We start from the raw sequence: 26,532 nt of genomic DNA, 5'->3' as shown, positions 1-26,532 counted from the left end.
GGAATCGGACTAAATGCTACATTAGCTCTATAAGAAAATTCTTGTTCCCTAATTCAAGTTAATTTTATCGATTTCAATTTTGTAGGAATCTAATTCTTCACTTTGGATAACTTTATTTATCTCTTCTTTTATTTCTTCTATCCGGTTCTCAGTGTCGGGTACTTCTACTTTAATCAAGCGCATAGTTCCTACAAAAGTTAGATGGGGACTAGCATTCTTTTTCTTCACAATCGGTATAATCGCTTACATGGATAGGTCAAATATTTCAATAATAGCAAAACCAATGATGGATGATTTAGGCTTAGATAAAGTTTAGTTTGGTATGCTTGCATCATTATTCTCATTAGGTTACCCGTTAGTTCAAATTCCAGCAGGGCTTATGGCAGAGAAGTTTGGTCCAAGAAAAATGATCACTTTTGCTCTAGTATGGTGGTCAGTATTTACAGGATTGACGGCTGTAGTTAAATCTCACGGCCTAATGTATATGGTGAGATTCTTATTTGGAATAGGTGAAGGCCAGATGTTTCCAGCTAACGCCACATTTAATACAAACTGGTTTAGAAGAGATGAAAAGGCCAGAGCATCTAGTGCTTTATTGGCAGGTTCATATGTTGGACCAGTTATAGCCCCAATCGTTACGGTTTATATATATCAATATTTTGGTTGGCAAGCTGTATTTTATATTTTTGGATTAATCGGAATAATCATTGCGGGTGTATGGTACGTTTTAGCCCGAGACTATCCTGAAATTCACAAATTAGTGAATAATCAAGAAAAAGAATATATACTTGAAGACAGAGAAATTGTTGATACTGCCAAAGATAGAGCACTATGAAATACTTTTCTGAAAAGATATAGATTTTGGGCGTTAGGATTGCAATATTTTGTTGTTTTATATATTATTACTTTCTTTTTAGTTTGGTTACCTACCTATCTACTGGAAGATAGAGGATTCTCATTAAGTAAAATGGGATTTGCTGCAAGCCTACCTTGGTTAGCAATACTGATAACTGTAATGACTGGTGGTATCCTTTCTGACTACTTAGTACGTAAAGTTTTTTCAAAACAAATATCTAGATCCTCTTTAGTCATATCAGGTTTAATAGTATTTATTATTTCAATGTACTTTGCTGTTATGACAATTTCACCCTATATGAATGTTTTATGGTTATCATTATGCTTAGGTTCACTAGGATTCACAGTAGTGTGTTCATGGGCTTCTGCTACAGACTTAGGCAGAAACTTTTCAGGTTCCGTTTCAGGTTGGATGAACTTATGGGGAAATCTAGGCGCATTTGTATCACCGTTATTATGTGGATGGTTAGCAGAAAATTTCGGATGGAATATCACACTGGGAGTAACTGTAAACCCTGTGTTTATTGCAGCTATATTATGGTTGTTTGTAAAACCAGATACTTCATTACTAAATAATATTGAGGAGGGAATAATGTGAATTATTTGGTATTTCAAATGGAATTAGAAGTTGGGAATCCAGAAGAGAATAGGAAAATCATTGAACGCTGGTTAGAAGCTAACTACAGTGATGATTTGGACGTTGTAGTACTTCCTGAAATGTGGTCTACGGGTTATGCGTTAGAAGAATTGAAAGAAATCTGCAAAGTGGATGGTAATCAATCAATTGAATTTTTACAATCACTGGCTAAGAAGTTTACTGTAAACTTGGTGGGTGGCTCGATTGCCGTACTAGAAGGACAAGATATCTTTAATCGTGCAGTTATTGTAAATCGAATGGGTGAGATTGTTCATACATATGACAAGATGCACCTTGTTCCGATGTTAGATGAACCCAAGTTTTTAACAGGCGGTCATAATCAAGTGGAAGTATTTGAACTTGAAGGTGTGAAAATGGGGATTATTATTTGTTATGATTTACGATTCCCTGAAATTATTCGTGACTTAGCATTACAAGGTATTCAAGTGTTACATATCGTAGCAGAATGGCCACTCGCAAGGGAGACACATTGGAATACGTTACTTCGTGCGCGCGCAATTGAGAACCAAATGTATGTTGTTGCATCAAATGTAACGGGAACAAAGTTAGGAGTGGAATTCGCAGGTTGCTCACAAATTGTAGATCCATGGGGAGACATTGTTCAAAAATTAGATCAAGAAGTTGGTGAATTAAAGGCAACTTTAAATTTAGAAAAAGTACCTCAAATAAGGAAAGATGTTCCCATATTCGATTCCAGAGTACCGGAAAAGTATAGAAAGTTATAAAGTAGAAGCTACTCCAGAGATACAATCTGGAGTAGCTTTTTAGGTTTAATTCTTTTGGTATAACAAAGCATAAGTTTAACATGAAAAATTCAGATAAGGATATATTTAAATAATTTCTTATACAACTAAACTGCCCGTTTAGTTCCATAAGAAACTCCTATGGCGGCGCTCCGCCGCCACCATCTACTACGAAAATCTAAATTCAAAATAGAGTCTAACCCATTAACCCCTTGACAATAATTGAAAATAACAATACAACCAGGCTGAACTTTTTTTGGTGGATCTTAAGGAAGATACCCTGTATAAGAAACTGGTTGTGACAGTATGGAAGAACCATTTAGTGTACTGCTAGTACGTATACAAAAATTTTTGTAACAAATCCCCTGTCATATGTATTGTTAATCTTTTTTGAGGTGATTTCTCCTATGGAAGCAATGATTGAACGGTGTGCTGGCCTAGATGTACACCAAGAAACTGTAGTAGCCTGTGTATTATTTGGTCCATTAGATAAAAAGCCAAAGACCTCTATTGAAACTTTTTCAACTACAACAACAGGACTCTTGGCTTTAAGTGATTGGCTCGCTACCCTTCAGGTATCCGATGTTGTGATGGAAAGTACCGGAGTCTACTGGAAACCAATATGGAATATACTCGAAGGTTCTTTTCACCTTGTTCTTGCCAATGCCAGACATGTCAAAAATGTTCCAGGGCGTAAAACTGATGTGAAAGATGCCGAATGGCTTGCCAAGCTTCTAAGATGCGGACTTATTGAAAACAATTTTGTCCCACCAGAGGATATTCGTGATTTACGAGATCTTACTCGTTATCGAAAAAAATTGATTCATCATCGCACATCAGAGCAGAATCGCATTCACAAAATCCTTCAAGATGCTAATATCAAGCTAACATCCGTTCTATCAGACATTTTTGGTTTATCGGGACGTCGTATCCTTGAAGCGATTCTAAATGGTGAAAAAATAGAGACCGATGGTCTTCGAAAAATGGTGGATTGGCGAACAAAAGCAAGTATAACTGACATTGCCAGTGCAATTAATGGTCGTATTCGCCGTCATCATCGTGATATGTTGCGTTACCATTGGGATCATATGGGTTATTTAGAACAAACCATAGAAGAATTGGAAAAACAAATCGATCAACTCCTGTCCCCCTATCGTAAGGAAGTAGAATTATTGGATGGTATACCTGGTGTGAACAAAGCTGCCGCAGCCACTTTTATTGCGGAGATGGGTGTTGATATGTCCGTATTTAAGTCAGCTAAACATCTTGCCTCTTGGGCTGGTGTGAGTCCTGGAAATTACGAAAGTGCTGGTAAAAAAAAACGAGTAAAACCACACAAGGAAATAAAGCTTTAAAAACAATGGCCGTAGAATGTGTATTAGCAACATCAAGGCAAAATAATCGAATTGCTTCACATCGAAAAAGGATTACTAAACGACAGGGGAAAATGAAGGGACGAATCGCATCTGCCCATTTACTATTAACGATTACTTACAACATCTTAAAAACAGGAGAACCTTATCATGAACTAGGCTCAAATTACCTTGAAGAAAAACAAAATAACAAAGAATTAAAAATGATCGAATACCTAAAAAAGAAAGGCTATACAATCGCTCCATCTGAACAACAAACTGCATAACTTAAATAACAACATAGTACATTTACCCCCATCAAAAAAATGAGAATATGGAGGGTTTATTTTAGCATGGCTTTTTTACTATTGTGTTTTCATACAAAAAGGAGTTGCCAAGCAACTCCTGGTAAAGCATCTGTTAACTCACTATTTATTTATTCAAAATATCATCTTTTAGTGAAGCAACTTTAGTCAAAGCTGTATCTCTGTCAGCTTCATTCACTCCAAAGTGAGCAAGTGCATCATTAAGATGTTTGACAATGGCATTAAAATGGGCAGGTTGCAGATTCAATCCTTGGTGCGCCTTTGCCATGGATTGTCCAGAATATTGTTTTGGGCCGCCTAATGCAAAACTAATAAATTTTGTCTGATGACTTCGTTGCTTTTCTATATCCGTTTTTTCAAAAAAATGATTAACTGTCTCATCTTTAAGGACCAATTCGGAGTAAAAATAGTCCACAACTTTTGCTATCGCTTCTTCTCCGCCGACTTTTTCATAAAGTGTTTGTTCCATATCCACACTCCTAATTTGTAATTAATAGAAGTATTCTTTGTAGAAAATTTGAATTTATTCCTTATCTTTCAATACCCACAACGTCGTATTTCCACTTTGTTAGCGTATCAGCCACAATTTTTCTAATTTTTTCATCATCTTCAACTATCATAATTTTAAACATAACGATCTCCTATTCATGAATCGATAAAGGTTTACATGTTCTTTAATATCATTATGCTAATTATTCCAAACTCCTGTCATTTGTACAATACATCACTCAAGAATATGGCTCAATTAAAGTAACTATAGAGAAGGAATGCGATAGTGACACCCTGCCCCCTTTTAGGGATTGTACAATTCGAACGTTGCCTCCAGGCACTCGCTTTCCGCGGGGGCAGCCATCCGTTCCAATCAACTTTTTTAACTTTTAGATAGAGCCCTTTTGTCTAAAAACTGAGCGAAGCGTTCCTTTTGGGTGATGACCTCTCCTATTTTTCGAGTGTGCACTCAAACAGAAGGATACCCAAAAAAACTGAATACATTAATTTTAAGATAAAAAATTTACCAGTTTGGCCAAAAAATAAGTATAAGAATGTAATAGATTGGATAAACTAATAAAAAAGGAGTGGGAGATTATGGAGACTAAATTTAAAGAAGGAACGAAAGAAATGTGGAGCGAAATTAATGAATGTATAACTCGGAAAATCAATGAAAAACATGATTTATCTTTTCAAAAGAAGAGCAATGATAATTATATGAATCTATATATTCAAACAGCCGTCTTACACACGTTATTTGAACTATCAGATGAGTTCAGGAAAATCGAAAGAAAATATAACGGATAGTGATGCTTCCGGAAAGGACATACACTAAATTCACCTTAACGGTGGATCAGGATTAAACTCTTAAAGGGACTATTAATCCTAATCCACCTTTTCTTTCCAGATTATTATTTACATCATTACCGCTGCCGGCAATTTGATCAGCATAATTACTGTACCATTTGATTCCCTTCCCTAAAATTCCCTCTTTCTATTCCAACTAGAATCCATGAACCAAAAGAAACCCGACCAGTTTTTAAGGTTGGGGTTTTTCCTGTGTTTTAAGTTTTAGTATAATGCGAATGATCTTAATGGTACGCTAGGTTAAATACTATAATTTGTTGTTTTATTAATCTAAAATCTTGTATATTTAAATGAGTATGGTAATAACTTACTGACGTTTGAAACGAATGATCGGTAGCAGCTCCGAATAGCTTTTTAATTAGCTAACATCATTGAAAATAAATATTTTTGGAAAGTGAGCTGAAAGCTGATGTTGTGGTCACCACTATTCGAAAATGATGTACCTGCAGTTTTTCTTCCTTAACGGCAGAAAAACTGCATCTCCGTTAAGGACTGGAAATGTTAAGTTAAAACGGAGGGTACAAAAATGAAAAACACGATAATAGGTTCTTTATATTTATCACTCGCTGCCAGCATTTGGGGCGGGATGTATGTTGTGGTAAAAGTTGTGGTAGACGTTGTTCCGCCGCTTGAATTAGTATTATTACGATATGTAATTGCGATTTTAGCATTGCTGACAATTGGTTTAATAACAAAACAATCTTGGCGGATCGACAAACGGGACTGGCTTTTGGTTTTCATTATAGGACTTGTTGGGAACACCATTTCCATCGTAACCCAGGAAGTTGGTACACTACTTTCTTCTGCGCAAATGGGAGCCATCATCACTTCAACAACACCTGCATTCATGGTGATATTTGCACGTATCGTTTTAAAAGAAAAGATCACTTTAAAAAAATCAATTTCTGTTATTTTAGCGACAATCGGTGTCGGTATCATTGTCGGAAATGCCCATATTGGCTCATCTCACCAACTTGGAGGCGTATCACTGCTTATTGCTGCGTTAACTTGGGCCCTTATGTCTGTTCTAATCAAACGTGTACCAGGACAATATTCACAAATTGTTATAACGACCTATGCCGTGCTTGTGGCAATTGTCCTTTTAACCCCTTTAACGATTAGTCGATTGGGTGAGCTTGATTTTCAAGCCATCATGCATCCATCCATATGGGGCGGCCTTCTATACTTGGGCGTTATTTCAACAGCATGTGCCTTTTTACTGTGGAATCGCGGACTGCAAATGCTTACCGCTTCAAGTGGCGGACTATTTTTCTTTTTACAGCCTATAGTCGGTACTTTTTTAGGTTGGTTAATACTAGGTGAACAAATCGGCTTGTCCTTTTGGATCGGTACAATCTTAATTTTTACCGGTGTGCTATTAGTCATTCGGGAAGAATGACCCACATTAAGTTTATTAGAATTATATATTAAAAAATGTACCTTATAGAGCAGTCACTCTGAAACAGGCTGCCTATAGGGTTCTTTTTTAGGTTTAAAAAAGGGGGCTTGCAGAAAAGTTGTTTTTTGTTTATATTTTCTCCTTCTTATCCCCCTTTAATAAGGCGGAATCCAATAACCCATCGCACTAGAGTGAATAGCATTATACTAGCTTGTTTGTCTAATGTAATCCAAACTTCCTTCCTCAAGGCAAAAAGATACTTTCTTTTGTTTATTTCAACCCATTATATCGAAAATCCCTTAAAATACATTCATTACGTAATTATTATCATAATTTCATGTACATTTCGAAAGAATTTTTGTTATCATTAATTCATAATCTTGGAAATGAATGCTGAATTTTATAACAAAGGAGGAATCGTTTTTGAAAAATCCATATACGGAATTGACGATTGGAATGATGAGAACGGGGATATTAGGATTCGGCGGCGGGCCCTCTGTCATCCCGCTCATCCGCCACGAAGCAGTTTCCCGTTATCACTGGCTTGACGATGATGAATTCGGGGACACATTGGCGATTGCCAATACACTCCCTGGACCGATTGCCACGAAGATGGCAGCATATCTTGGTTATAAATTAAAAGGCTGGCCGGGAGCCATCGTAAGTGTGGCCGCTCACGTGTTACCTTCATGCATTGCAATGGTTTTCTTGATTGCGTTCATTAATGTTCTAAGTAATTCGGCAATGATCAGTAATATGATTGCTGCTGTCATGCCGGTTGTCGCTGTCATGCTTGGTCAAATGGCTTATGAGTTTGGCGAAAAGGCGGTAAAAGGGTTAGGAAAGGTGCTCGGAATCACCTTTTTTGCGATTTCCTTTTTGCTTCTGCAGGTCATTTCCCTGCATCCGGGTATCGTCATTATGATGTTTCTTTTATATGGGGCGTTTCATTATAAATTAAAGGATAGATTGAAAAATAAAAAGACTGATAGGAAGGAGGAATCCTCTTAATGGGTATTATTATCCCAATAGGAGTTACTGTTTTTCTAGCGTTTTTCATTGCCAATATTCTTGGTTACGGCGGAGGTCCAGCTTCGATTCCGCTTATGTATGATCAAATCGTCACCCGTTATGGCTGGCTAGATAATACCGAGTTCTCACAAATGCTCGCGTTAGGAAATTCACTCCCTGGACCCATCGCCACGAAAATAGCCGCATATGTCGGATATGATGTATATGGCTGGCCAGGATTTCTAGCTGCATTGGCAGGCACGATCATCCCTTCAGCCGTGGCTTTGATATATCTATTAAAAATCCTGCGAAAATACAAGCAATCGCCTATCGTAAAAGGCATGTCACTACTTGTACAGCCCGTGATCGCGATCATGATGTTATTGCTCACCTGGAATATGGCCGCGGACGCGGTCGGGTCCATCGGCTACATCCATTCAATCTTCATCGCTGGATTGGCCTTCTTGGCTTTAGGTAAATTCAAGATCCACCCTGCATTCGTAATCATTCTTGCCTTTGCGTATGGCGGCTTTATCATCCCGCTCACATAAATAAAAAATCCGCCTATTTAGGGGGATTTTTTTATTAAAGCTTCATGCCCATCCGGCTTTTATAACGTTTAATGAGAATTTGGCAATCAACGCTGACAACACCGACGACCGCATACAGTTTCTCATTAAGAAAGCGTTCCATCTCTTGATTATCAGTAAAGATTCCGTGCATATGGAGTTTACTCGGACCGGTCATATGATATAAACTCGTAACAGCCGGTTCACTTTCTAATTGCTGCGCGACCGATTCCAGATATTTTGGCTCAACCTCCACGTTAAAGAATGCCGAAACATGGATGCCGACCTTAGCTGGATTTATGACCGCAGTGAACCTCTCGATCACACCGTTTTCAACTAGATGATTAATCCTCATCTGAACCGCAACTCTGGAAAGCTCCACTTTCTTCGCTAAGTCGGTATATGAAATTCGTGCATCTTCATGTAAAACCGATATGATTTTCTTATCGATCTCATCAACTTTCAAGCTGGGAATCTTAAAGTCCTCCGCCATCTTACGTAACTCCTTTTCAATTTCTTTACTCCATTATCGCAGAGAACACCATCGGATCACAACAATCTTCCTTTTCACTTCTCTTAACGCAAGAAATTTTTTCGTATCCCTTTTCAATGAACTCCCTCCTATTTGCCAAGAAATGTCCATCGTTTATGTAGTTTTCAAACTTAAGGTGCATCAATTCAACCAGCTGGGTGCAGCCGCCAAAAAGATCGATAGACTTAGAGCCCGACAAATTGACAACATCGCCCACACTTCCTTGATATCCTAATAGTCTGCAGTCCCCCTCCTTTTCTAAGATTGAAAGGCGGGGGTTTTACAGACCGTATACTGCAGGTTAAAAGTTTATGAATATCCAAGGGGCACTTCCTCAACCCTTTGATTGAAAGGTCTTTGCGATATTTTTGTATTCCTCATCATTGATAATGCCCATTTTTTTGAATAATGCGGAATATGCCATTATTTTTTTCTGCGTACGGTTTGTACAATTCATATGGATCAGCTCCTTTTTTACATAGTATTCATTCACGACAAAATGTTTCCTTAATACAAAACATTTTGTATAAACTAAGTAAAGAAACGGTCCATTTCCCGGCAGTTTCCATTCGTTAGAGGTGTACTTAAAATAAGTTCTATATCAATAATTAGTAACAACTTCGAAAAGTGTTATGTTTAATGGTTTCGCGTGGAAACTTATGTTTTTCCACGGTTGCCGCATAATCTTACGTATATGTTCATTGGGAGGAGTGGCTAAATACTACCTGATTCCCCCTGCACAGGACTTAAAAAAGTGACAGTTTTGGCCCATTAACCTATTGTCTCTCTTGCAACAAGTCACCATTCGGATTATCGTTGTTTAATAGATGCAAAGAAATTGAAAAAATCTGCATACTTTCTTCATACTTTTTCGCTAAACTGACTTTATTCAATAAGAAGGTGAATAATCCTGAAAATCTCCTTTAAACTCGGACTATCTATATTTATTTGCATTTTTTTGATGGAAACCGTCTCCATGATTTACTTGCATAATAAAGTGATCCATTCCCGTATCAATCAAGAATTGGAATCACTGAAGGCCCGTGGAAATAGTCATCGTGATGTGTTGGAAATCACGTATTCCGACTCTACCCTTAAGCATATCGGACTGATGGAATACCATACCGATACAGATGTCGTGATTACGAACACTAGAGGAGATATTCTGATATCTTCCGCAAAGGTAAATGGGGGAATGAACAAAATCTTGGCAAAAAAGATCCCGCAAGTACCCCGAAAAGGTATGGTCCTCCAATCAAGTTGGAAGGATGAAAGATATATAGCCACCGTAACGCCATTTATCAGTGATAAAGAAAATAAAGGCTATGTTTATATGTTCAAAGATACTAGAGATGTTGAGGATTTAATCGCACAATTGAATAGGCATTTCCTTTTTGCGACTGCATTGCTCCTTTTATTCATGCTTATCACCATCTATTTTCTATCAAAGGCTTTGACTAGACCGCTTATTTCGATGAAGGAAGCGACAACCAAACTCAGCAAAGGGAATTTTTCAGTGGCTGTGCCTGTACGATCACATGATGAACTCGGGGAGCTTGCCCAATCCATTCAAAGCTTGGCTAATGAATTGAACTATTTAAAGAAGGAACGCAATGAATTTTTGGCAAGTATCTCCCATGAACTGCGCACGCCGCTAACTTATATCAAGGGATACGCTGATATAACCCGCCGGAAAGAGTTGGATGCATCCGAACGAACAAGATACTTAGAGATCATCCATGATGAATCCGAACGATTAAACAAATTATTGGACGAACTATTCAATATGGCTAGAATGGATGTAAATACATTCACCATATCAAAAGAAATCGTTCAGCTCTCTTCATTCCTGCAAAACATTCATGAAAAAGTGTTACCGGCTTTTGCAAATGAAAGAATTCAATTGAATCTGGAATGCAAGGATGATTTATTTATAGATATAGATCCCTCACGGTTTGAGCAAGTCATTCTTAACCTGTTGGATAATGCGCTGAAGTACTCGAACGAATATACAGTCACCACCATCAAAGCCACTGAATGCAATGGCTGGATTTCCATCTCCATAATCGATCAAGGGGTTGGCATTCCACCTGAAGATGTCCCCCATATCTTTGATCGTTTATATCGTGTCGAGAAATCACGTGCCAGAGATACCGGCGGATTCGGATTGGGGCTCTCCATTGTCAAGCAATTAGTGGAGATACAAGGTGGAATCATTTCGGTTAAAAGCAACTTGGAGCAAGGAACGTGCTTCACTATCACATTTAAGGAGATAACAAATGAAGACAGTAGTTCTGGTTGATGATGAACAGAGAATGCTTGATCTATTAGAGCTATACATTAAACCTCACGGATATACATGCCTGAAGATGAAATCTGGACATGAAGCCTTACAGTTCTTAGCGCATGAACATGCGGACATAGTACTTCTTGATGTAATGATGCCTGAGATGGATGGGTGGGAAACGTGCGAAAGGATCCGTGCGTTTTCCAGCATTCCCATAATCATGCTCACCGCCCGGGATGCTGCACAAGATATGGTGAAAGGGTTGAAAAAGGGTGCAGATGATTATATTACGAAACCCTTTCATGAAGATGTTTTACTTGCCAGAATAGAAACAGTGACGCGGCGGGTGCATAATCAGGATGATTCTTTGACCTTTAGGGGGCTAAAATTAAATGAATCCGCTTATGAAGCACATTATGATACCAAAACAATTCCATTTACACCGAAAGAGTTCTCACTGCTGTGCTTGTTTTTAAAATCCCCAGATCAAGTGTATTCCAGAGACCACCTGCTTTCGACCATATGGGGATTTAAAACGGATACCGAAGATCGGACAATCGATTCCCATATTCGAAATATTAGAGAGAAATTGCGTCATGCCGGTTTTCCAGCAGATCAACATTTGAAAACAGTCTGGGGCATCGGGTATAAATGGAGTTCTGGGGATTGATATGGATTTCATTTCTGAGGCATTACTATCCAGCGGCCCTTTCTCCATTGCTGTAAGTTTAGTATTCAATATATTGATCAGCGTGCTTGGTATTATTCCAAGTGTATTCATCACGGCCGCCAATATCAGCGTATTTGGATTTGAAAAGGGATTGATCCTTTCTTACATGGGAGAAATTGCAGGTGCAGTGGTTAGCTTTTGGTTATATCGAAAGGGCTTTCAAACACTCAAACCCAAGTTCATGAAGCACCGGTGGGTCAAGAAGCTGCAAAAGTCACAAGGGTTTCATGCATTTTGGATGATCCTGATACTTAGGCTCCTTCCCTTTATACCATCCGGCGCAATCAACCTTACAGCAGCATTAAGCAAGACGGGAATGATGATTTTCTTCCTCGCGACATCCATCGGAAAACTGCCCGCCCTCCTTGTCGAGGCCTATTCGGTAACACAGGTAATGAAGGCATCGGACGATTTAAGGATTGTTTTGATACTGTTGATTCTGGTAATCGCAGTCTTTTATTACTTTAATAGAAATAAGTTATAATCCGAAATCTAACAAGTTGTTCTTAGGCAAATAACTATTCGTATATAAAACTGAAACGAAAACAAGGCTGCACCAGATTTTCCGTTTCTGGCTACCTTGTTTTCTTATTGGAAGATGGTAGTCTTCAAAAGTCTTTGTTTGCAATAGTATCTTAACACTACTATATGTGTTATCCGGTATGTGTGAGTAGGTGATATTAGCAAGCAAACATCCTATCATGTTTGCTTCTTAAATTATAGAAGATAAAATGTATTTCCTTCAGGACCGAGCGGCAGATGTCCATCTTCAAGCAATTCTACAATAAAGGAAAATGGGTTTTCTTCACCAGCAAGTTCAGCTGTACAAGCAAGAACACTTATATACATGGCATGTCCAACGAGGAACTTTATTGCTTTTTCATCCCTAAATGCGTTGAATGCATGTTTATATGCTCCATGAAAAACGGCCTCCGGCACTTTGTCCACGATATCTGCAAGCAGTTTTTCATTTCCAGCGGCATCGATCTTTTCCTTAAGTTGATCTGGTAATTCCTTTAGAACTTCCCAAAGTGTACTTCTTTCAAACGAAAGACAGCTGATTGCCTCTGAAACCTGAGTTGCCGAAAGCCACTTTATTTTATATTCACTGACGCCAATTGCGTTCATAAACTGATCTACTTTTCTCTCTGCTTCATTACACTTCACCCCGACTTGTGAATACCAGTCTATGGAAGTAAGTCGCACAATCATTTCATTGGCAGGCCGTGCGTCCGTACCGTACTTTTCTTCATTGATTATTCCGACTAAAGCCATATTAGTCCGCTCCTTTCATACCTTCCGTTTTATCAGGCTGACTGGGATTTCCCTGTCGACCAATGTCTGTTAATATTTTGTTGTCAGTTCTGGAGGACCAAATTTCGGTCCATATGGGCCTTCATCGAGCCAGCGTCCCAGTCTTGGAACTATGGATACGAGGGATGCTGCAAGTTCACGCTTTAGGTTCATTTCAGGGGCATCTCCTTGAAGGTGATGTAATGCAGTGGTTGATCCGTCACGGTTCCACTTTGCGGCAATACGTCTTTCGGTGGCAGCTGCATCAATTGCTTCTTTTCGCTCCGTTTCAGAGTTAGATTGAAGCGCTTTCTTAATCCCCCGTACAGAAATAATTGCATCCGGAACTCCGGAGTTCAATCCACGGGCACCAAAAGGTGCAAATAAATGGGCTGCTTCACCGGCGAGAAGAACTCGCCTTTTTTCATCTGTAAAAGAATTGGCAACGACCTGATGGAAACGGTATGTTGATACCCATGTAATACGCTCAGCATATTTAGCATCCATCACTTTTGGAAGCCACTTTTTGACACCCTCAATATTTGTATAGTCATTCGGATTGTCACCTTCTAAAAGCTGAAGGTCCACCCGCCAGCCACCTTTAAACGGAACAAACATCACATTCCTTCCTCCCATTGCTGGATGTTGATAATGAAATGTACGCTCAAGCGGCAGGGGATTTTCCTCATCCTCTTTTACATCAACTACAAGGAATGTATCTGCCGTTCGCGGTCCTTCAAATTTTAAACCAGCCTGTTCTCTTACAACTGAATGTGATCCGTCACTGCCAATAATGTATTGTGCTTCCCACACTTCACCGGATTTTGTAGTCAATCTCACCCCAGCACCGGTTATATCCAATTTTTTCACTGGTGAATCCCAAACGAACTCAACACCAGCGTCAAGACAGGCATCATAAATGTGATTTTCGATATCATCTTGGTGCAATGCCGTGAAATGGGGTAATTTATTTTGATCGGTATTATCCGTAAATCCATAATTACGGACATATACTTCTTTTCCTTTATAAAGTGTTCGCTTAACAGGCCAAATGATCCCATTGCGCCCCAGTGTGAACCCCAGTCCTTTCGAAATTTCTTCCAAAAGTTTTAGAGTTGCACTGTGCATATAGATCGCCCGGCTACCCGGACGAGGACGTCCGTGCGGATCGGCTTCTATAACTACAGAAGAAATTCCTTTTTGCTTCAATGCAAGACCTGCAACTAAACCAACCGGGCCAGCGCCAACAACTATTACATCGCATTTATTTATTTTTTCCATAGATGAGATTCTCCTTATTTAATATTTTATGATTATTTGTGGTTAGAATTATAAGGCAAAATAGACATTTTCAGTTTTACAATTCCTTAAACTTCACCGGCCAGTTTAACATCTACGGTGAATTCACCAATTTTGTCAATTTTAATGCGGACACAATCCCCCTCTTCAATCGGACCAACTCCTTCAGGGGTACCCGTTGCCACAATATCTCCAGGAAGGAGCGTCATATTATCGCATGCCACTTCAAAACATTTGTAACAATCGTATATGAGATGTTTTGTACTTCCATCCTGACGCACTTCATCGTTGACCCATAATGTCATGGCCAAGTCATTTGGATCTTCGATTTCATCGGAAGTCACAATCCATGGTCCAATCGGAGTAAATGAATCAAACGACTTTCGCCAGGTCCGCTCTTCATTGCCCCGAATGGAAATATCCAATAAGGCAAAGTAACCAAAGATATAATCTTTTGCCTCTTCCACCTTTATATTTTTCGCCTTTTTACCGACCACATATCCAAGCTCAGCCTCATGGTCAGTACGACGATCCTTATAAGGAAGTAAAATGGGATCGGAGGGGCCAGATAAGGACTCAGGTGATTTCAGAAACAAGGCAATTTCTTCGATTGTCCTAGGTGCGTTGTTGAATATTTCATTCATTTCTTCTTGATGTTTTCGATAGTTCACAGGTGCAGCCCAAATTTTCCGTGTACTTGGTACAGGGGACTTCAATGTCACCTCGTTCAATGAATAAGAAGTTCCTGTTTCCGCTTCCCGATTCATTTCCTCTTTTAGTTCATTATAATTTTCAACGAGCTTGAGGAAAGAAGAATTCGGGTCAGCTTTATCCCACCCTGCTACTTTTGATACATCTGTTACACGGTCTCCCATTACCACTCCAAGTAAATCGTCATTAAAAATAGCAATCTTCACAATGCCTCCCCCTTCTCTTTTCAAACGGTTCCGTCAGGAATAAAGACTTTTTCCACTACCTGGTGTCCATCATTTTCTTGGTATCCCTCGCTGAATTCAAGCTCTAATTTTTCCATGACGGGTTTGTCATTGAAGGAGAATAGGAACACATCTTCTGATCCCGTGTTCACATGCTCATGATTGCTCCATGGCGGCAGAATAAAGAAATCCCCTTTTTCCCATTCAAACTTCTGACCATCAATGACCGTATAGCCTGTACCTTCAAGAACATGAAAAATTGCGCTGTGAACATGTCGGTGCGCTTTCGTTTGCTGACCAGGTTTCAGCTTTTGCATCATTGTGCCAATGCGGGAATCGGCAGAGCCACCTGTGGTTGGGTTAATATATTCAATCGCATAGCCGTCAAACAGGTCAAAATCTGCTTCTGTCATCTGATTAAGCAAATATTTAACACGATCGAATTTGTAACCGAAAATAGGTGATGGATAATCAGGGTTTGATTTTTCATTTAGCTTTTTAAACGCTCCCATTGAAAATTGCTGATTAGCATAGTTTTCTGGTGCTTCCATCGGGTAAGACTCTTCCTCATACGGTTCAAAAAACGATGCAGCCATCGTGCGGACGAGACCGACATCTAGCCCATCCATCCAAAACATCGGCTCTGTCCCTTCATGCTTGTGCTCATGCCAAGTCCAGGCCGGCGTCAAAATCATGTCTCCACGTTCCATATACGTTTTCTCTCCATTAACCGCCGTGTATGCCCCGTCCCCTTCAATAACAAAACGGATCGCGGATTGCGAGTGATGATGGGAGGGGGCGCTCTCACCAGGTAACAGTAGCTGAATGCCTGCATATAAAGTATGTGTCCCATAGCCAACAAGACCTCGCTTCAGCAGGCTCGGATTTTGAAGATACACTACACGGCGTTCTGCGTCTTTCCCCGGCTCCAGCAATTCCCCTGCAGTCAGCACATATTCACGGATGGATTTCCACTTCCATAAATACGGCTCTACATCATGTACCGGCTCTTTCGTTACCATATGGCCAAGGTCGTACCATAGAGGGCCAAGATTTCCTTTCTTCATTCCTTCATAATACTGATCTAGCTTTTCCTGTGTATAAACTTCACTTTTAGGCACTCAATTCACTCCTTTTAAAATAAATTCATGATTTGAAAGCGATTCCATAATTAAATCTAATAATCGAACTTTATTTACCGCTCCCAATTATCTCGGTAGCTGATCTGGTATCTGCACTAATATCTAAGAAACATATTTTTCAGCTTCAATAATTACATCCGCTATTTTACGCTTCACTTCCACAATATCTTCCGGGCAACTCATGATAAGACGGCCGGCAATCCGCGAAAATGCTTCATCATCACCGAGATGATTTAGAATATTTAAGGCTCTGATGGCGACCATTTGGGATGTTTCATGTATAAATACTTTCGTATAAGCAATTTTTTGGCTGTTTTTATCTTTCCCTGTTATCTGTACTGCTTTTTCCGTTCGTAAAATGGAGCTTTCCGCCGAATAAATTCCGATGACTAGGTCCGCGATAAATGCAGCTGTTTCCTGTTCTTGATTTAGATTTATCAGGCCGTTCTTCCGAACAGACTCTATTGTAGAATGATAAAGCTTTTTCATCAGCTGAAGTGTCTGCTTTTCACGTAGCAGCGTACCTTCGTCAACATTTCCTTTCTTACTTGGCAATTCATAGGTTTTTAGTAATGTTGAAGCAATCAGGGTTCTATTAATTTCATTCGTACCTTCAAAAATCCGATTTACCCTGGAATCACGATATAGTGACTCTATTTCATAATCTTCCATATATCCATATCCACCGTGGATCTGCAAGGCTTCATCTACGATAAAGTCAAGAACTTCCGTGGACATAACTTTGTTGATCGAACATGCTAAAGTATAACGGGAAATCGTTTCACAAAAGTCATCGGGGCCAGTTTGTTTCATATTTGCAAACCCTTCCTGCATCGCGCCTGCAGTTCTATACACGGAACTTTCATTAGCGTATGTTTTTATAGCCATATCAGCCAGTTTATTTTTGATTAAGTTGAAGCTGGAAATAGGCTGGCCAAATTGCTTCCTTTCATTGGCATAGCTAACTGCTAGCTCAATCGATCTCTTTGCAGTTCCCAATGAAGTGGCTGAAAGCTTATGGCGGCCGATATTCAATACGTTAAACGCAATAATATGCCCACGCCCTACTTCTCCAATAACATTTTCAGAAGGTACTCTTACATTATCCAAAATAAGAGAACATGTGGAAGACCCCCGCAATCCCATTTTCTTTTCTTCAGGACTAATGGAGACTCCTTCGTAATCTCTTTCAATAATGAAAGCAGTAAACTTTTCATCGTTCACTTTTGCATACACAATAAATAGGCCAGCGATAGAAGAGTTGGTAATCCACTGTTTTTCTCCATTTAGAATGTAATATTTCCCACATTTTGAAAGTGCCGCTGTTGTCTTTGCACTCATTGCATCCGTGCCGGATGAAGGTTCGGTTAATGCATATGCAGCTATAGTCTCACCAGATAACATTTTTGGGAGATACATCGCCTTTTGTTGCACAGTTCCAAAATAGGCAATTGGCAACGCCCCAATTCCGGTTTGTCCTCCAAATGTAATGGAAAACGAACGTCCAAGCGCCATTTTTTCAGATATGATGGACGCACTGACTTTGCCAAGTTCTAGCCCGCCATCTTGCTTTGGAATATCTGCGCTGATCAGCCCGAGTTCACCTGCCTCTTTGATAAGACGCACTGTTTCATCAAACTCCTGGTTTTCTATGTTTCCTAATGCAGGATAAACTCTGTTCTTCACAAATTTCCCGGTCATCTCTTCCAGCATAATATGTTCATCACTAAAGTCTTCGGGTGTGAAAATTTCGTCAGGAAGGATGTCAGTATTCAAAAAATATTTGATTTCCTTTTTTTCCGTAAGCATGTATTCACCTCTTCATAGACTGGTGGGTTTTCGGCATCATTTTTTTCCGGATATCTTCAGGAACCGGTAGCGCCTTCGGTTTACCCTCAAATGATGTCCAGGCACGTAATTCATACCCTTCAGCTACTATTTGTTCGCCTCTAATAAAAGCATGCCGCAATTTAAATACTTTGTTTTGTAATTCTTCAACTGTACTTTGTACAACCACGCTATCCTCAAAGAAAAGAGGACATTTGAAAATGCAGTTAGCTTCTAATAAAGGGACACCAATTTGCTGTTCTGCATAAAGTTTGGAGGATGGAAACCCTAGGGCTGACAAATATTCATGAGTGGCTTCATCCATCCATTTATAAAAGTTGGGATAAAACACTATTCCTGCTGCGTCCGTGTCACCCCATCTTACCTGGAACGAATATTCTGCTATCATGTTAGATATGCTCCTTTCAATTTCAGACGGGACGACTGACCTTCGCATCCATCTGATCAACAAGTCTCGATTTTTGGATTTTTCCGCTAGCCGTCATTGGAAAATCCTCAATGAACATGAGTTTTTCAGGGACTTTATAATTTGCTATTTGTTTCTTTACAAAGGATTTAATTTCACCTTCTGAAATTTCTGTTCCTTTTTTTAGCTGAATGAACGCGCACACCACTTCACCAAGCACTTCATCTGGAATGCCCACGACTGCAGCAACCATTATGTTTGGATGTTTGGTCAGCACACTTTCAATTTCCTGGGGATATATGTTATAGCCCCCACGGATTATCATTTCTTTTTTTCTGCCTACAAAATGCAGATATCCTTCTTCATCCTGGACACCTAGATCACCGGTATAGAACCAGCCTTCCCGATCGAGAACATCTTCCGTATGTTCTGGCATTTTGTAATAGCCTTTCATTATCCCAAAGCTTTTGAGGGCTATCTCTCCTGTTTGCCCTAATGGGATTTCAAGTCGGTTTTCATCAACAATTTTCAACTCAACCCCAGGAATCGGTTTTCCCAGTGTCTTCGTTATTTTCTGTTCGTCATCATCATAAGGAGTCAATGTAACCGTAACCGTTTCCGTTATCCCAAATGATTGACAAAGTTTTATGCCCATGCGATCTCGTATTTCCTTAACTTTACTTGGTGGAATTGGAGCAGATCCCACCATGCCTGTACGCAATGTCGACAAGTCGTAACTATCAAAATCCTCCAGTTCCATTTCTTTAATGAACATTGTCGGAACACCCATCTTTATCGTAACTTTTTCTTGTTCAATCAGTTTAAGAGTTTCACGGGGATGATATTTTTCCTGTAACACCATTCGTGCCCCGGCGGATACGCCGCAAAACAAGTTGCATGCCATGCCAAAGATATGAAACAGCGGCGCTGATACAACAAAAACGTCCTCTTCAGTACATCTAAGTTCCCCTGCCAAAGTATTCGCGGATTGCACCACACCTCTATGCGTGATCATAACGCCTTTTGGCACGCCGGTTGTCCCGGACGTATATAAAATACAAAATAGATCGTTATTCACATCAATTTCTGCTTCCATGACATCACCATCGGTTTGGTCCTCATATTGATGGAGGCCATCCCGTGTGAACCGTACAGAGATCAATGACGGCACAATCGACTGCGCTTCTTTTAACCCAAAGTTTTGATCAAATTCTTCCGTCACTATCAACGCTTTCGGCTCGGAATTCTTTAAGATGTATTCGACTTCATGTGTTCGATATTTATGGTTAAAGGGGACGATCACCGCCCCAATTTTGGCTGCAGCAAAAAATATAACCGCTGTTTCATACCAGTTGGGCAATGAGACAGCAATCCGGTCCATTTTTTTTATGCCCAGATTGTAGAGTGTCCCGGCAAACCGTTCCACATCCTTTTTCATTTCATGGTAGGAGACCCGCCTCTTCAAATCATATATCGCTTCTTTATCCCCATTAGCTGAAACAGCACGCTCCAATAAGCCGTAAATTGTCAAAAGATTCCGATCATTTTCCATATACTCACTCGCTCCCGTATGTTTCTAAAAATCTCGCCATTTTTCCTGCCTCTAAATGTGATTTTTTTAACCAGAAACTTGTTTTCCCTTTTAACTTTAGCCTACATTAACTTCTATTTTCAGCATGAACGCCTCGTTATGGAATCCTAATCCCAATGACCATGAATCCCTGCATTTTCATCAGTTATTTCGTCATTTGTACACAAAATCCTTTCAATCCCTGGAAAAGGACTACATTAAACTTTGATTATACGGTTCTATAAATCACAACCTTATAATGCTTCCCAAATTGCCGCAATTCCCTGACCCCCGCCAATGCAAACAGCTGTTGCCCCATAATTTTTATTGCGTCTTCTCAATTCATAAATGAGTGCGGTTACGATTCTTGTTCCGCTCGCCGCTAGCGGATGTCCCATTGCAACTGCCCCACCGTTTACATTTCCTATTTCAAGGTCAAAGCCTAATTCTTTTTGACAAGCAAGGTACTGAGCTGAAAATGCTTCATTGATTTCAATCAGATCTAAGTCCGCGATTGTTAAGTTAGCTTTTTTTAATGCACTTTGAATGGCCTGAACAGGTCCAATCCCCATGTACTTTGGCTCTACTCCGACTACGTCCCAGGAAACAAGTCGAGCAATCGGCTTCAGTCCTTTTACTTCTGCATAGTCACTTGAGGCGACAATGACTGCCGCCGCTCCGTCAACCATGCCACTCGCATTACCAGGTGTAACTACCCCGTTTTCAACAAATCTCGCCTTCAGTTTCCCAAGCTGTGCCATGCTAGTTTCCCGAATGTGTTCATCGTCTTCTATGACTTTATCGCCCTTTCTGCCTTTCACGTTCACAGGTACGATTTCTTCATTTAAATAGCCTTTTTCTCTTGCAGCAAGGGCACGTTCATGGCTTGCAAGAGCGTGCTGATCGACTTCTTCCCTGGACAGATTATATTTAGCAGCCAAGTTTTCAGCGGTTTCACCCATTGTACATTCTCCATAAGTATCGTATAGGCCGTCCCATACCCAGTCTTCTACAACAGGCGCCCCTAGTTGACTTCCCCATCTCATTCCGCGAATTACATGCGGTACCTGACTCATGCTTTCAGTTCCACCTGCTAATATGACATTCGCTTCCCCTGTTAAAATGTAACGCGCCGCTGTTAAAATAGATTCAACACCCGTTCCACACAGTCTATTAATGGTCAATGCAGGGACGTGAATCGGGGTGCCAGATTTTAACCCAACATGTCTCGCCAGCAAATGGGCATCTTTGCTTGATTGCTGCACATTCCCGAATACAACTTGATCGATATCTTCACCAGAAATTTTGGCTCGCCGTATGGCTTCTTTTGCGGCAAAGACGCCTAAGTCCGTTGCTGTGATATCACGGAATGATCCGGAAATTTCAGCAAATGGCGTCCTTGCTCCTTCTAACAATAAGATTTCCTTCACTTCATTCACCTCATTTTAATTTTTCATTTTAAACCTGATAATCAATACTCGTAGTTTTGGGCGTATCATTTGCCTCATGTTCCTAGCTACCACCATTAAATGTCCTGGAATCTACAGTTGAAAACTTCTTTAATTGCCTTCATATCTACGTTTATGGGTTTTACTTATCTAGTGTTGCTTCACTATTTATCTTCCTGAATAAATTGGTTCTCTTTTTTCAACGAAAGCCTTAAGTCCTTCCTTCCGATCTTCCGTTGAAAATGCATTGCCAAAGCAAACGCTTTCGATAATCAAACCCGATTCAAGGTCAGTATTTCCTCCTGCATTGACTGCAGTCTTCACCATTTGAAGAGCAACTGGTGGTTTTTTTGCCAAGTTCCCGGCCCATTCCTTCGCTGTCTCCAGCACCTCACCAGCTGGGACCAATTTATTGACGATATGCAAATCCAATGCCCGTTGCGCATCGATCATATCGCCGAAATAAAGCAGTTCTTTGGCAACACCCTGTCCGACGATCTTCTGTAGCCGCTGGGTACCGCCTCCCCCTGGAATGATACCGAGGCCAACTTCCGGAAAAGCAAACTTCGCACGATCGGAACTTATACGCAGGTCACAGGCAAGCGCGAGCTCGAGACCACCACCCAGCGCCATTCCATTCAACGCAGCAATGACCGGCTTTGTCACATTCTCAATTTTCGTAAATACCGTTCTGGATGTCTTGTTCATCATATTGATTCCGACAAGATCAAGACTTGCCATTTCATTGATGTCAGCTCCTGCAACGAATGCTCTCTCTCCGCTGCCAGTAAGGACAATCGCTCGAACATCTTCATTGGCTTCAAGCTCATCAAATACGATTGAAAGTTCTTGGAATACCTTTGTATTCAATGGATTGACGGGCGGCCGGTTAATGGTTACAACCGCGATTTTATCTTCGATTTCACACAATAAAAATTTATACATTCAATTCAACCCCATTCTTATTATTCGTAGTCGTAAAACCCAGCGCCTGTCTTCTTACCGTGTCTCCCCGCCCTGACTAGCTGTTTCAGAAGAAGAGGGGGAGCAAAATGATCATCGTTGAATTCCTCTTTGAAATACTCCATCACATGGTAACCAATATCCACACCCGCAAAGTCCTGCAGTGTGAATGGACCCATAGGATAGTTCAGGCCTAGCGTAACGGCCTTATCGATATCTTCAGCAGAAGCCACGCCTTCTTCAAGCAGCTTGATCGCCTCGATAAACTGTGGAATCATGATCCGGTTGACAATGAATCCCGGCGTATCTTTTTTCACCTCCACCGGCTCTTTGGTCAGCTGTTTAGAGAGCGCTTTCAATTCCTCTACAGTTTCATCGCTTGTCTGATATCCACGAACCACCTCTACAAGTTTCATTAATTGTGCCGGATTAAAAAAATGCATACCGGCCACCCGTTCCGGATGTTGTGTCGCTGCTGCAATTTCTGTAATCGACATCGATGATGTGTTAGTTGCCAGAATCACGCCTTCACGGACGATTTGGTCGAGTGCAGAGAACACTTCCTTTTTTAGATTAAGGTCTTCCAGAACGGCTTCAATCACGACGTCGGCGTCTTTCATTTCTTCGAGGCGCGTCGTGGTTTGAATGCGTCCAAGTGTTTCCTGTTTTTGGTTTTCGGTCATTTTTCCCCTTGAAACACTTTTATCCATAAACTTTCCAATACGTTTTATTGCATTTTCCAAATAGCTGTCTTCAATGTCACACAAGATAACGGTAAACCCATTCATTGCCGCTAGATTCGCTATACCTGAACCCATTGAACCTGCACCAACTACCCCGATTGTTTGAATTGCCATCTCTCCATCTCCCGACTATATAAAATTATAAATATTCTGTAAATTAATTATAACCTTGGTAATCTTAGGTTTGTACCTACAAAATGAGGGAAAAAACTATAATTACTTAAGCTATTTTGTAGGATAAAAAAACAGCCTATAAAGGCTGTTTCAGATAAGTCCACCATTCATATCATAAAGCTTTAAAGCCATCATCAAATTGAACCGGACCTCAGCGTCATTTAATTCGGCATCCAGAAGCAATTCGATCCTTTCAAGCCGGTATATGAGGGAACTCCGATGAATATAGAGTTCTTCAGCCGTGCCTTTTACATTCCCGTTATTTTGAAGGAAAACATGGAGAGTATTGAACAAATCGATGTTTTTCCCTTCTGAATATTTGATAAGAGGCCCTAGTTGACTCTTCACAAATAAATCAATGGCAGTTGAATGACCCAAATGATGGAGAATGGTATAGGAACCGAGGTCTTTAAAAAGTGAATAACCAGTGTTTTCGAACCGACTACTTACTATATTCAATGCCTGAACGGCCTGCTGATAGCTCACATAATAATCCTGGATATTCTCCGTTTCACTCCCGATCCCCATCAGTACTTTACATTCGATAGATCCCTTCGCGGCCCAGCGCTGAATACTTTCAAAAAGCGTGGCCCAAAACTTTTTAGGCTTATCCCCTTCCAATTCAGTTGAAACAAGTAGAACAAACTTTTCGTCATGTGATGCAGATATAAAAGTACGATCGAGCTCCGAAAGATGAGACTTTATCGAATCCCAAACAAGCGTTTTTTTCGTCTGCTGTTCAAGAAGATTGCTTCCTTCCATTTCACTTCCATCAAGCTCTATGGACAATACAGCCAACCGATGGCGGCTGAACAGGTCCCATTGAAATAAGTTTGCATATTGGATAATGCTTTCTTCATTATCAATTTTTTCTGTCAGCAATTTGCTAATGAAGCTATCCTTTGCCTGTTCTTTTGCATCCAGGACGAGCTTTTGCTTTATAAACTGGATTGAGCAAATATTCCGAGCCAAATCGACCGTCAGACGGTCGAACTCATCCATTTCAACACCAGACCTGCGAATGGCTAGGTAGCCCAGTAAATTGCCACCGCCACTAACTGGCCAGAATGAAAAATAATAGTCTGTGCTAGTGGGATCTTGCATAGTGATAAGCTCGTTCCCTTTTTGATTACCGAGTTCTTCCTTTGCTCTTTCAGCCAGCTGATTTGTATATAGCGGACCACCTTCATGTCCATAGTCGAGAAATGATAACTCCCGCATGAACCGGTCAAATAGGATGACCGAACTTTGAAATATTCCGCCGAGCATGGTTGTGATGCCATCAAAATTGTCAACTTCAACGGTTTCTTTTACAAGCGCTTGCTGAGAATCCAAAAGAAATTGAAGCCTGTGTTTATGATCTCTTTCGCTATGATATAAACGAGCATTTTCGAGCAAAGCAGCAACGTGTTTGGACAACAGCTCCAACATTCTCAAATCATCTTCTGAAAATACACCTGTCCCTTCGTTCCCAACATGCAGGACTCCTATTGGTTTCAGATCATTGAAAAGAGGAATCGTTAGCTGATTCCCACCAGGTGTTTCCAGAAAGGGAAAGTAGTCTTTCAGCATATAATTGTCTTGGATCATGATTTTGTGTGCGTATTCCATCTTCCCGTAAGCAGGTTGTTGGAAAACAAAACAGTTTTCTTTTTCATTATATAAATAAATGCACGCAAAATCGGCATTGGTCCCTTTTCCTGCCCTAGACGTCAGTTCGGCGATATGCTGTTCAAGAGGTGCATCGAGTGAGAGGTTTTTGCTAATCCATTCAATACCTTCTATTTTTTTCAGCTGTGTTTCCTTTTCCCTCGCCATTGCCATGGCAACTGCCATGTCCTTTCCAAATTCCTCGAAGTGAACTTCCATATCCAAAAGCGGGACGAAGCTTAAGAAACCAACTATGCAGAAGCCAAAATGGTGAATGTCGTCTTTGAGGGGGACAGTAAACCATGTTTTAATGTTGGCCTTCTTCAATACTTTTGCCATCTGGCATTTTTCCGGCACTTCCGCTGTTTTATACGTCATACTTTGACGAAATAATTTGGAGGAACAGTCATCTGTGGAAAATGGAAAGGCCTCGGTTACAGAAGGTATGTTGCCGCTCCACGCTTTCGGTAAAAGCTGCCCGCCCTCTTCTAACACGACACCAACAAAATCGCAGTATAGTTCAGAACGAAAGGAATCGGTCAAGTACTGCAGTGCCTCTTCTTCGGTGTCAATCTTAATCAGATAACGTGATGTCTTTCGCAAATGGTTATCTACTTTTCTCATTAATTTCTCTCTTTTACTGCTAGACAAAACCCATCCCCCCTTCCTAATTCTCCCTAATCCTATTGTAAATGAAGAAAAACATAATGAAAGAGGGAAAAACAAAAATCATAGTACCTGATAAAATTTCATCTGCACATCAGAAGGTCTTCTTATGCCTTCTCCTACAAAAATATTTCGATTTAAAAAAGCATATTCTTTACTCCCTGTCTCAAACAGGGGAGCCGTTTTAAAATAATAAGATCCAATTGGAACCTCTTCCCCTTGGATGATACGGTCAATAATTTCTTTAGGACCATGCCGGTAACCTTTGTTCACAACATAAATAAGCACCCCCTCCTCTGTTTGAATCGTATAATGGGCAAGTGCCTCCGTCATGCCGTCATATCGAATCATCTGGTAATCCGCGCCACCCGGTAAAACAATTCCTTTTATCCCAGGCCCGGAAAACGTTCCACCCATTATAGGAATGACTCTTCTTATACCCGTTCCCACATCCCCTACTTCAATAGGATCGTCCACATGTATGTTTGCCGTAAAAATATGCTTCAGGTTTATGCTCATTTCCTCTTCCCCTTCCTCTCAGTCGTAAATCCCGAAGAGAGTATCTCATCGGGATTTA

Annotated in this window: 24 protein-coding genes and 1 pseudogene; 11 read left to right on the top strand and 14 right to left on the bottom strand. The window is 40.4% G+C overall.

What is annotated here, in order from left to right:
• The first annotated feature begins 181 nt into the window (after positions 1-181).
• From ACJ9PY_RS05035 to ACJ9PY_RS05020, 4 genes and pseudogenes are all read left to right on the top strand, one after another.
• Positions 182-1,453 (top strand): annotated as a pseudogene (locus ACJ9PY_RS05035) (MFS transporter).
• Positions 1,450-2,238: a carbon-nitrogen family hydrolase gene (locus ACJ9PY_RS05030; RefSeq protein ID WP_411739597.1), complete on the top strand. Its 789-nt coding sequence runs from the start codon at positions 1,450-1,452 to the stop codon at positions 2,236-2,238. Before ACJ9PY_RS05035 ends, ACJ9PY_RS05030 begins: the two are co-directional and overlap by 4 nt.
• Positions 2,239-2,663: 425 nt before the next feature.
• The gene (locus tag ACJ9PY_RS05025; RefSeq protein WP_231892157.1) at positions 2,664-3,611 is read left to right on the top strand and encodes an IS110 family transposase; all 948 of its coding nucleotides are present in this window, start codon (positions 2,664-2,666) and stop codon (positions 3,609-3,611) included.
• 92 nt (positions 3,612-3,703) lie between these two features.
• Positions 3,704-3,895 carry a hypothetical protein gene (locus ACJ9PY_RS05020; protein WP_101226107.1) on the top strand — a complete coding sequence of 64 codons (192 nt, stop codon included), beginning with the start codon at positions 3,704-3,706 and terminating at the stop codon, positions 3,893-3,895.
• 145 nt (positions 3,896-4,040) lie between these two features.
• On the opposite strand, the gene ACJ9PY_RS05015 is transcribed toward ACJ9PY_RS05020, so the two are convergent.
• A complete protein-coding gene (locus ACJ9PY_RS05015) occupies positions 4,041-4,403 on the bottom strand; it encodes a group I truncated hemoglobin (RefSeq protein WP_411739596.1) in 363 nt (120 codons plus the stop codon).
• Positions 4,404-5,020: 617 nt separating this feature from the next.
• On the opposite strand from ACJ9PY_RS05015, the gene ACJ9PY_RS05010 reads away from it, so the two are divergent.
• The 4 genes from ACJ9PY_RS05010 (at position 5,021) to ACJ9PY_RS04995 (ending at position 8,251) form a co-directional block, all read left to right on the top strand.
• The gene (locus ACJ9PY_RS05010; protein ID WP_057275681.1) at positions 5,021-5,230 is read left to right on the top strand and encodes a hypothetical protein; all 210 of its coding nucleotides are present in this window, start codon (positions 5,021-5,023) and stop codon (positions 5,228-5,230) included.
• 586 nt (positions 5,231-5,816) lie between these two features.
• Positions 5,817-6,689 carry a DMT family transporter gene (locus ACJ9PY_RS05005; protein WP_098936227.1) on the top strand — a complete coding sequence of 291 codons (873 nt, stop codon included), beginning with the start codon at positions 5,817-5,819 and terminating at the stop codon, positions 6,687-6,689.
• A gap of 423 nt (positions 6,690-7,112) precedes the next feature.
• On the top strand, positions 7,113-7,700 hold the full coding sequence (locus ACJ9PY_RS05000; protein ID WP_411739595.1) for a chromate transporter: 588 nt from the start codon (positions 7,113-7,115) through the stop codon (positions 7,698-7,700).
• Positions 7,700-8,251: a chromate transporter gene (locus tag ACJ9PY_RS04995; protein WP_249596930.1), complete on the top strand. Its 552-nt coding sequence runs from the start codon at positions 7,700-7,702 to the stop codon at positions 8,249-8,251. Before ACJ9PY_RS05000 ends, ACJ9PY_RS04995 begins: the two co-directional genes overlap by 1 nt.
• Before the next feature lie 34 nt (positions 8,252-8,285).
• Here the strand turns inward: ACJ9PY_RS04995 and ACJ9PY_RS04990 are convergent, their stop codons facing one another.
• A complete protein-coding gene (locus ACJ9PY_RS04990; protein ID WP_034315019.1) occupies positions 8,286-8,762 on the bottom strand; it encodes an Lrp/AsnC family transcriptional regulator in 477 nt (158 codons plus the stop codon).
• A 1,015-nt stretch (positions 8,763-9,777) separates the two neighbouring features.
• Between ACJ9PY_RS04990 and ACJ9PY_RS04985 the strand changes: the two genes are divergently transcribed.
• The 3 genes from ACJ9PY_RS04985 to ACJ9PY_RS04975 are packed head-to-tail and all read left to right on the top strand — an operon-like array spanning position 9,778 to position 12,302.
• Entirely contained in the window at positions 9,778-11,103 is a 1,326-nt protein-coding gene (locus tag ACJ9PY_RS04985; RefSeq protein WP_411739594.1) for an ATP-binding protein, read from the top strand.
• The gene (locus tag ACJ9PY_RS04980; protein WP_411739593.1) at positions 11,081-11,758 is read left to right on the top strand and encodes a response regulator transcription factor; all 678 of its coding nucleotides are present in this window, start codon (positions 11,081-11,083) and stop codon (positions 11,756-11,758) included. Before ACJ9PY_RS04985 ends, ACJ9PY_RS04980 begins: the two co-directional genes overlap by 23 nt.
• 1 nt (position 11,759) lies before the next feature.
• The gene (locus ACJ9PY_RS04975) at positions 11,760-12,302 is read left to right on the top strand and encodes a TVP38/TMEM64 family protein (RefSeq protein WP_411739592.1); all 543 of its coding nucleotides are present in this window, start codon (positions 11,760-11,762) and stop codon (positions 12,300-12,302) included.
• 233 nt (positions 12,303-12,535) lie between these two features.
• On the opposite strand, the gene ACJ9PY_RS04970 is transcribed toward ACJ9PY_RS04975, so the two are convergent.
• From ACJ9PY_RS04970 to ACJ9PY_RS04915, 12 genes are all read right to left on the bottom strand, one after another.
• Complete coding sequence (locus ACJ9PY_RS04970; RefSeq protein WP_230177227.1) at positions 12,536-13,093, bottom strand: hypothetical protein; 558 nt, start codon at positions 13,091-13,093, stop codon at positions 12,536-12,538.
• Between the two features lie 69 nt (positions 13,094-13,162).
• Positions 13,163-14,392: an FAD-dependent oxidoreductase gene (locus tag ACJ9PY_RS04965; RefSeq protein WP_411739591.1), complete on the bottom strand. Its 1,230-nt coding sequence runs from the start codon at positions 14,390-14,392 to the stop codon at positions 13,163-13,165.
• 86 nt (positions 14,393-14,478) lie between these two features.
• Positions 14,479-15,327 (bottom strand): fumarylacetoacetate hydrolase family protein, encoded by an 849-nt coding sequence (locus ACJ9PY_RS04960; protein ID WP_411739590.1) that lies wholly within the window; start codon positions 15,325-15,327, stop codon positions 14,479-14,481.
• Positions 15,328-15,347: 20 nt separating this feature from the next.
• Positions 15,348-16,412 (bottom strand): cupin domain-containing protein, encoded by a 1,065-nt coding sequence (locus ACJ9PY_RS04955; protein ID WP_411740239.1) that lies wholly within the window; start codon positions 16,410-16,412, stop codon positions 15,348-15,350.
• A gap of 177 nt (positions 16,413-16,589) precedes the next feature.
• On the bottom strand, positions 16,590-18,296 hold the full coding sequence (locus ACJ9PY_RS04950) for an acyl-CoA dehydrogenase family protein (protein ID WP_411739589.1): 1,707 nt from the start codon (positions 18,294-18,296) through the stop codon (positions 16,590-16,592).
• A gap of 4 nt (positions 18,297-18,300) precedes the next feature.
• A complete protein-coding gene (locus tag ACJ9PY_RS04945; protein WP_411740238.1) occupies positions 18,301-18,720 on the bottom strand; it encodes an acyl-CoA thioesterase in 420 nt (139 codons plus the stop codon).
• Between the two features lie 25 nt (positions 18,721-18,745).
• Positions 18,746-20,293, bottom strand: coding sequence for a class I adenylate-forming enzyme family protein (locus ACJ9PY_RS04940; protein WP_411739588.1), 1,548 nt, complete (start codon positions 20,291-20,293; stop codon positions 18,746-18,748).
• 272 nt (positions 20,294-20,565) lie between these two features.
• Entirely contained in the window at positions 20,566-21,741 is a 1,176-nt protein-coding gene (locus ACJ9PY_RS04935) for an acetyl-CoA C-acetyltransferase (protein ID WP_411739587.1), read from the bottom strand.
• Positions 21,742-21,927: 186 nt separating this feature from the next.
• On the bottom strand, positions 21,928-22,704 hold the full coding sequence (locus ACJ9PY_RS04930) for an enoyl-CoA hydratase/isomerase family protein (protein ID WP_411739586.1): 777 nt from the start codon (positions 22,702-22,704) through the stop codon (positions 21,928-21,930).
• Between the two features lie 20 nt (positions 22,705-22,724).
• Positions 22,725-23,579 carry a 3-hydroxyacyl-CoA dehydrogenase family protein gene (locus ACJ9PY_RS04925; protein ID WP_411739585.1) on the bottom strand — a complete coding sequence of 285 codons (855 nt, stop codon included), beginning with the start codon at positions 23,577-23,579 and terminating at the stop codon, positions 22,725-22,727.
• 150 nt (positions 23,580-23,729) lie between these two features.
• The gene (locus ACJ9PY_RS04920; RefSeq protein WP_411739584.1) at positions 23,730-25,940 is read right to left on the bottom strand and encodes a helix-turn-helix domain-containing protein; all 2,211 of its coding nucleotides are present in this window, start codon (positions 25,938-25,940) and stop codon (positions 23,730-23,732) included.
• A gap of 78 nt (positions 25,941-26,018) precedes the next feature.
• Complete coding sequence (locus ACJ9PY_RS04915) at positions 26,019-26,474, bottom strand: DUF3237 domain-containing protein (protein ID WP_411739583.1); 456 nt, start codon at positions 26,472-26,474, stop codon at positions 26,019-26,021.
• Positions 26,475-26,532: the final 58 nt, after the last annotated feature.

It is taken from the genome of Peribacillus sp. S4 (assembly GCF_046715815.1).
Lineage (GTDB): Bacteria > Bacillota > Bacilli > Bacillales > DSM-1321 > Peribacillus > Peribacillus frigoritolerans.
The sequence above is the reverse complement of the archived record's forward strand: the minus strand, read 5'-3'. Positions and strand labels throughout refer to the sequence as shown.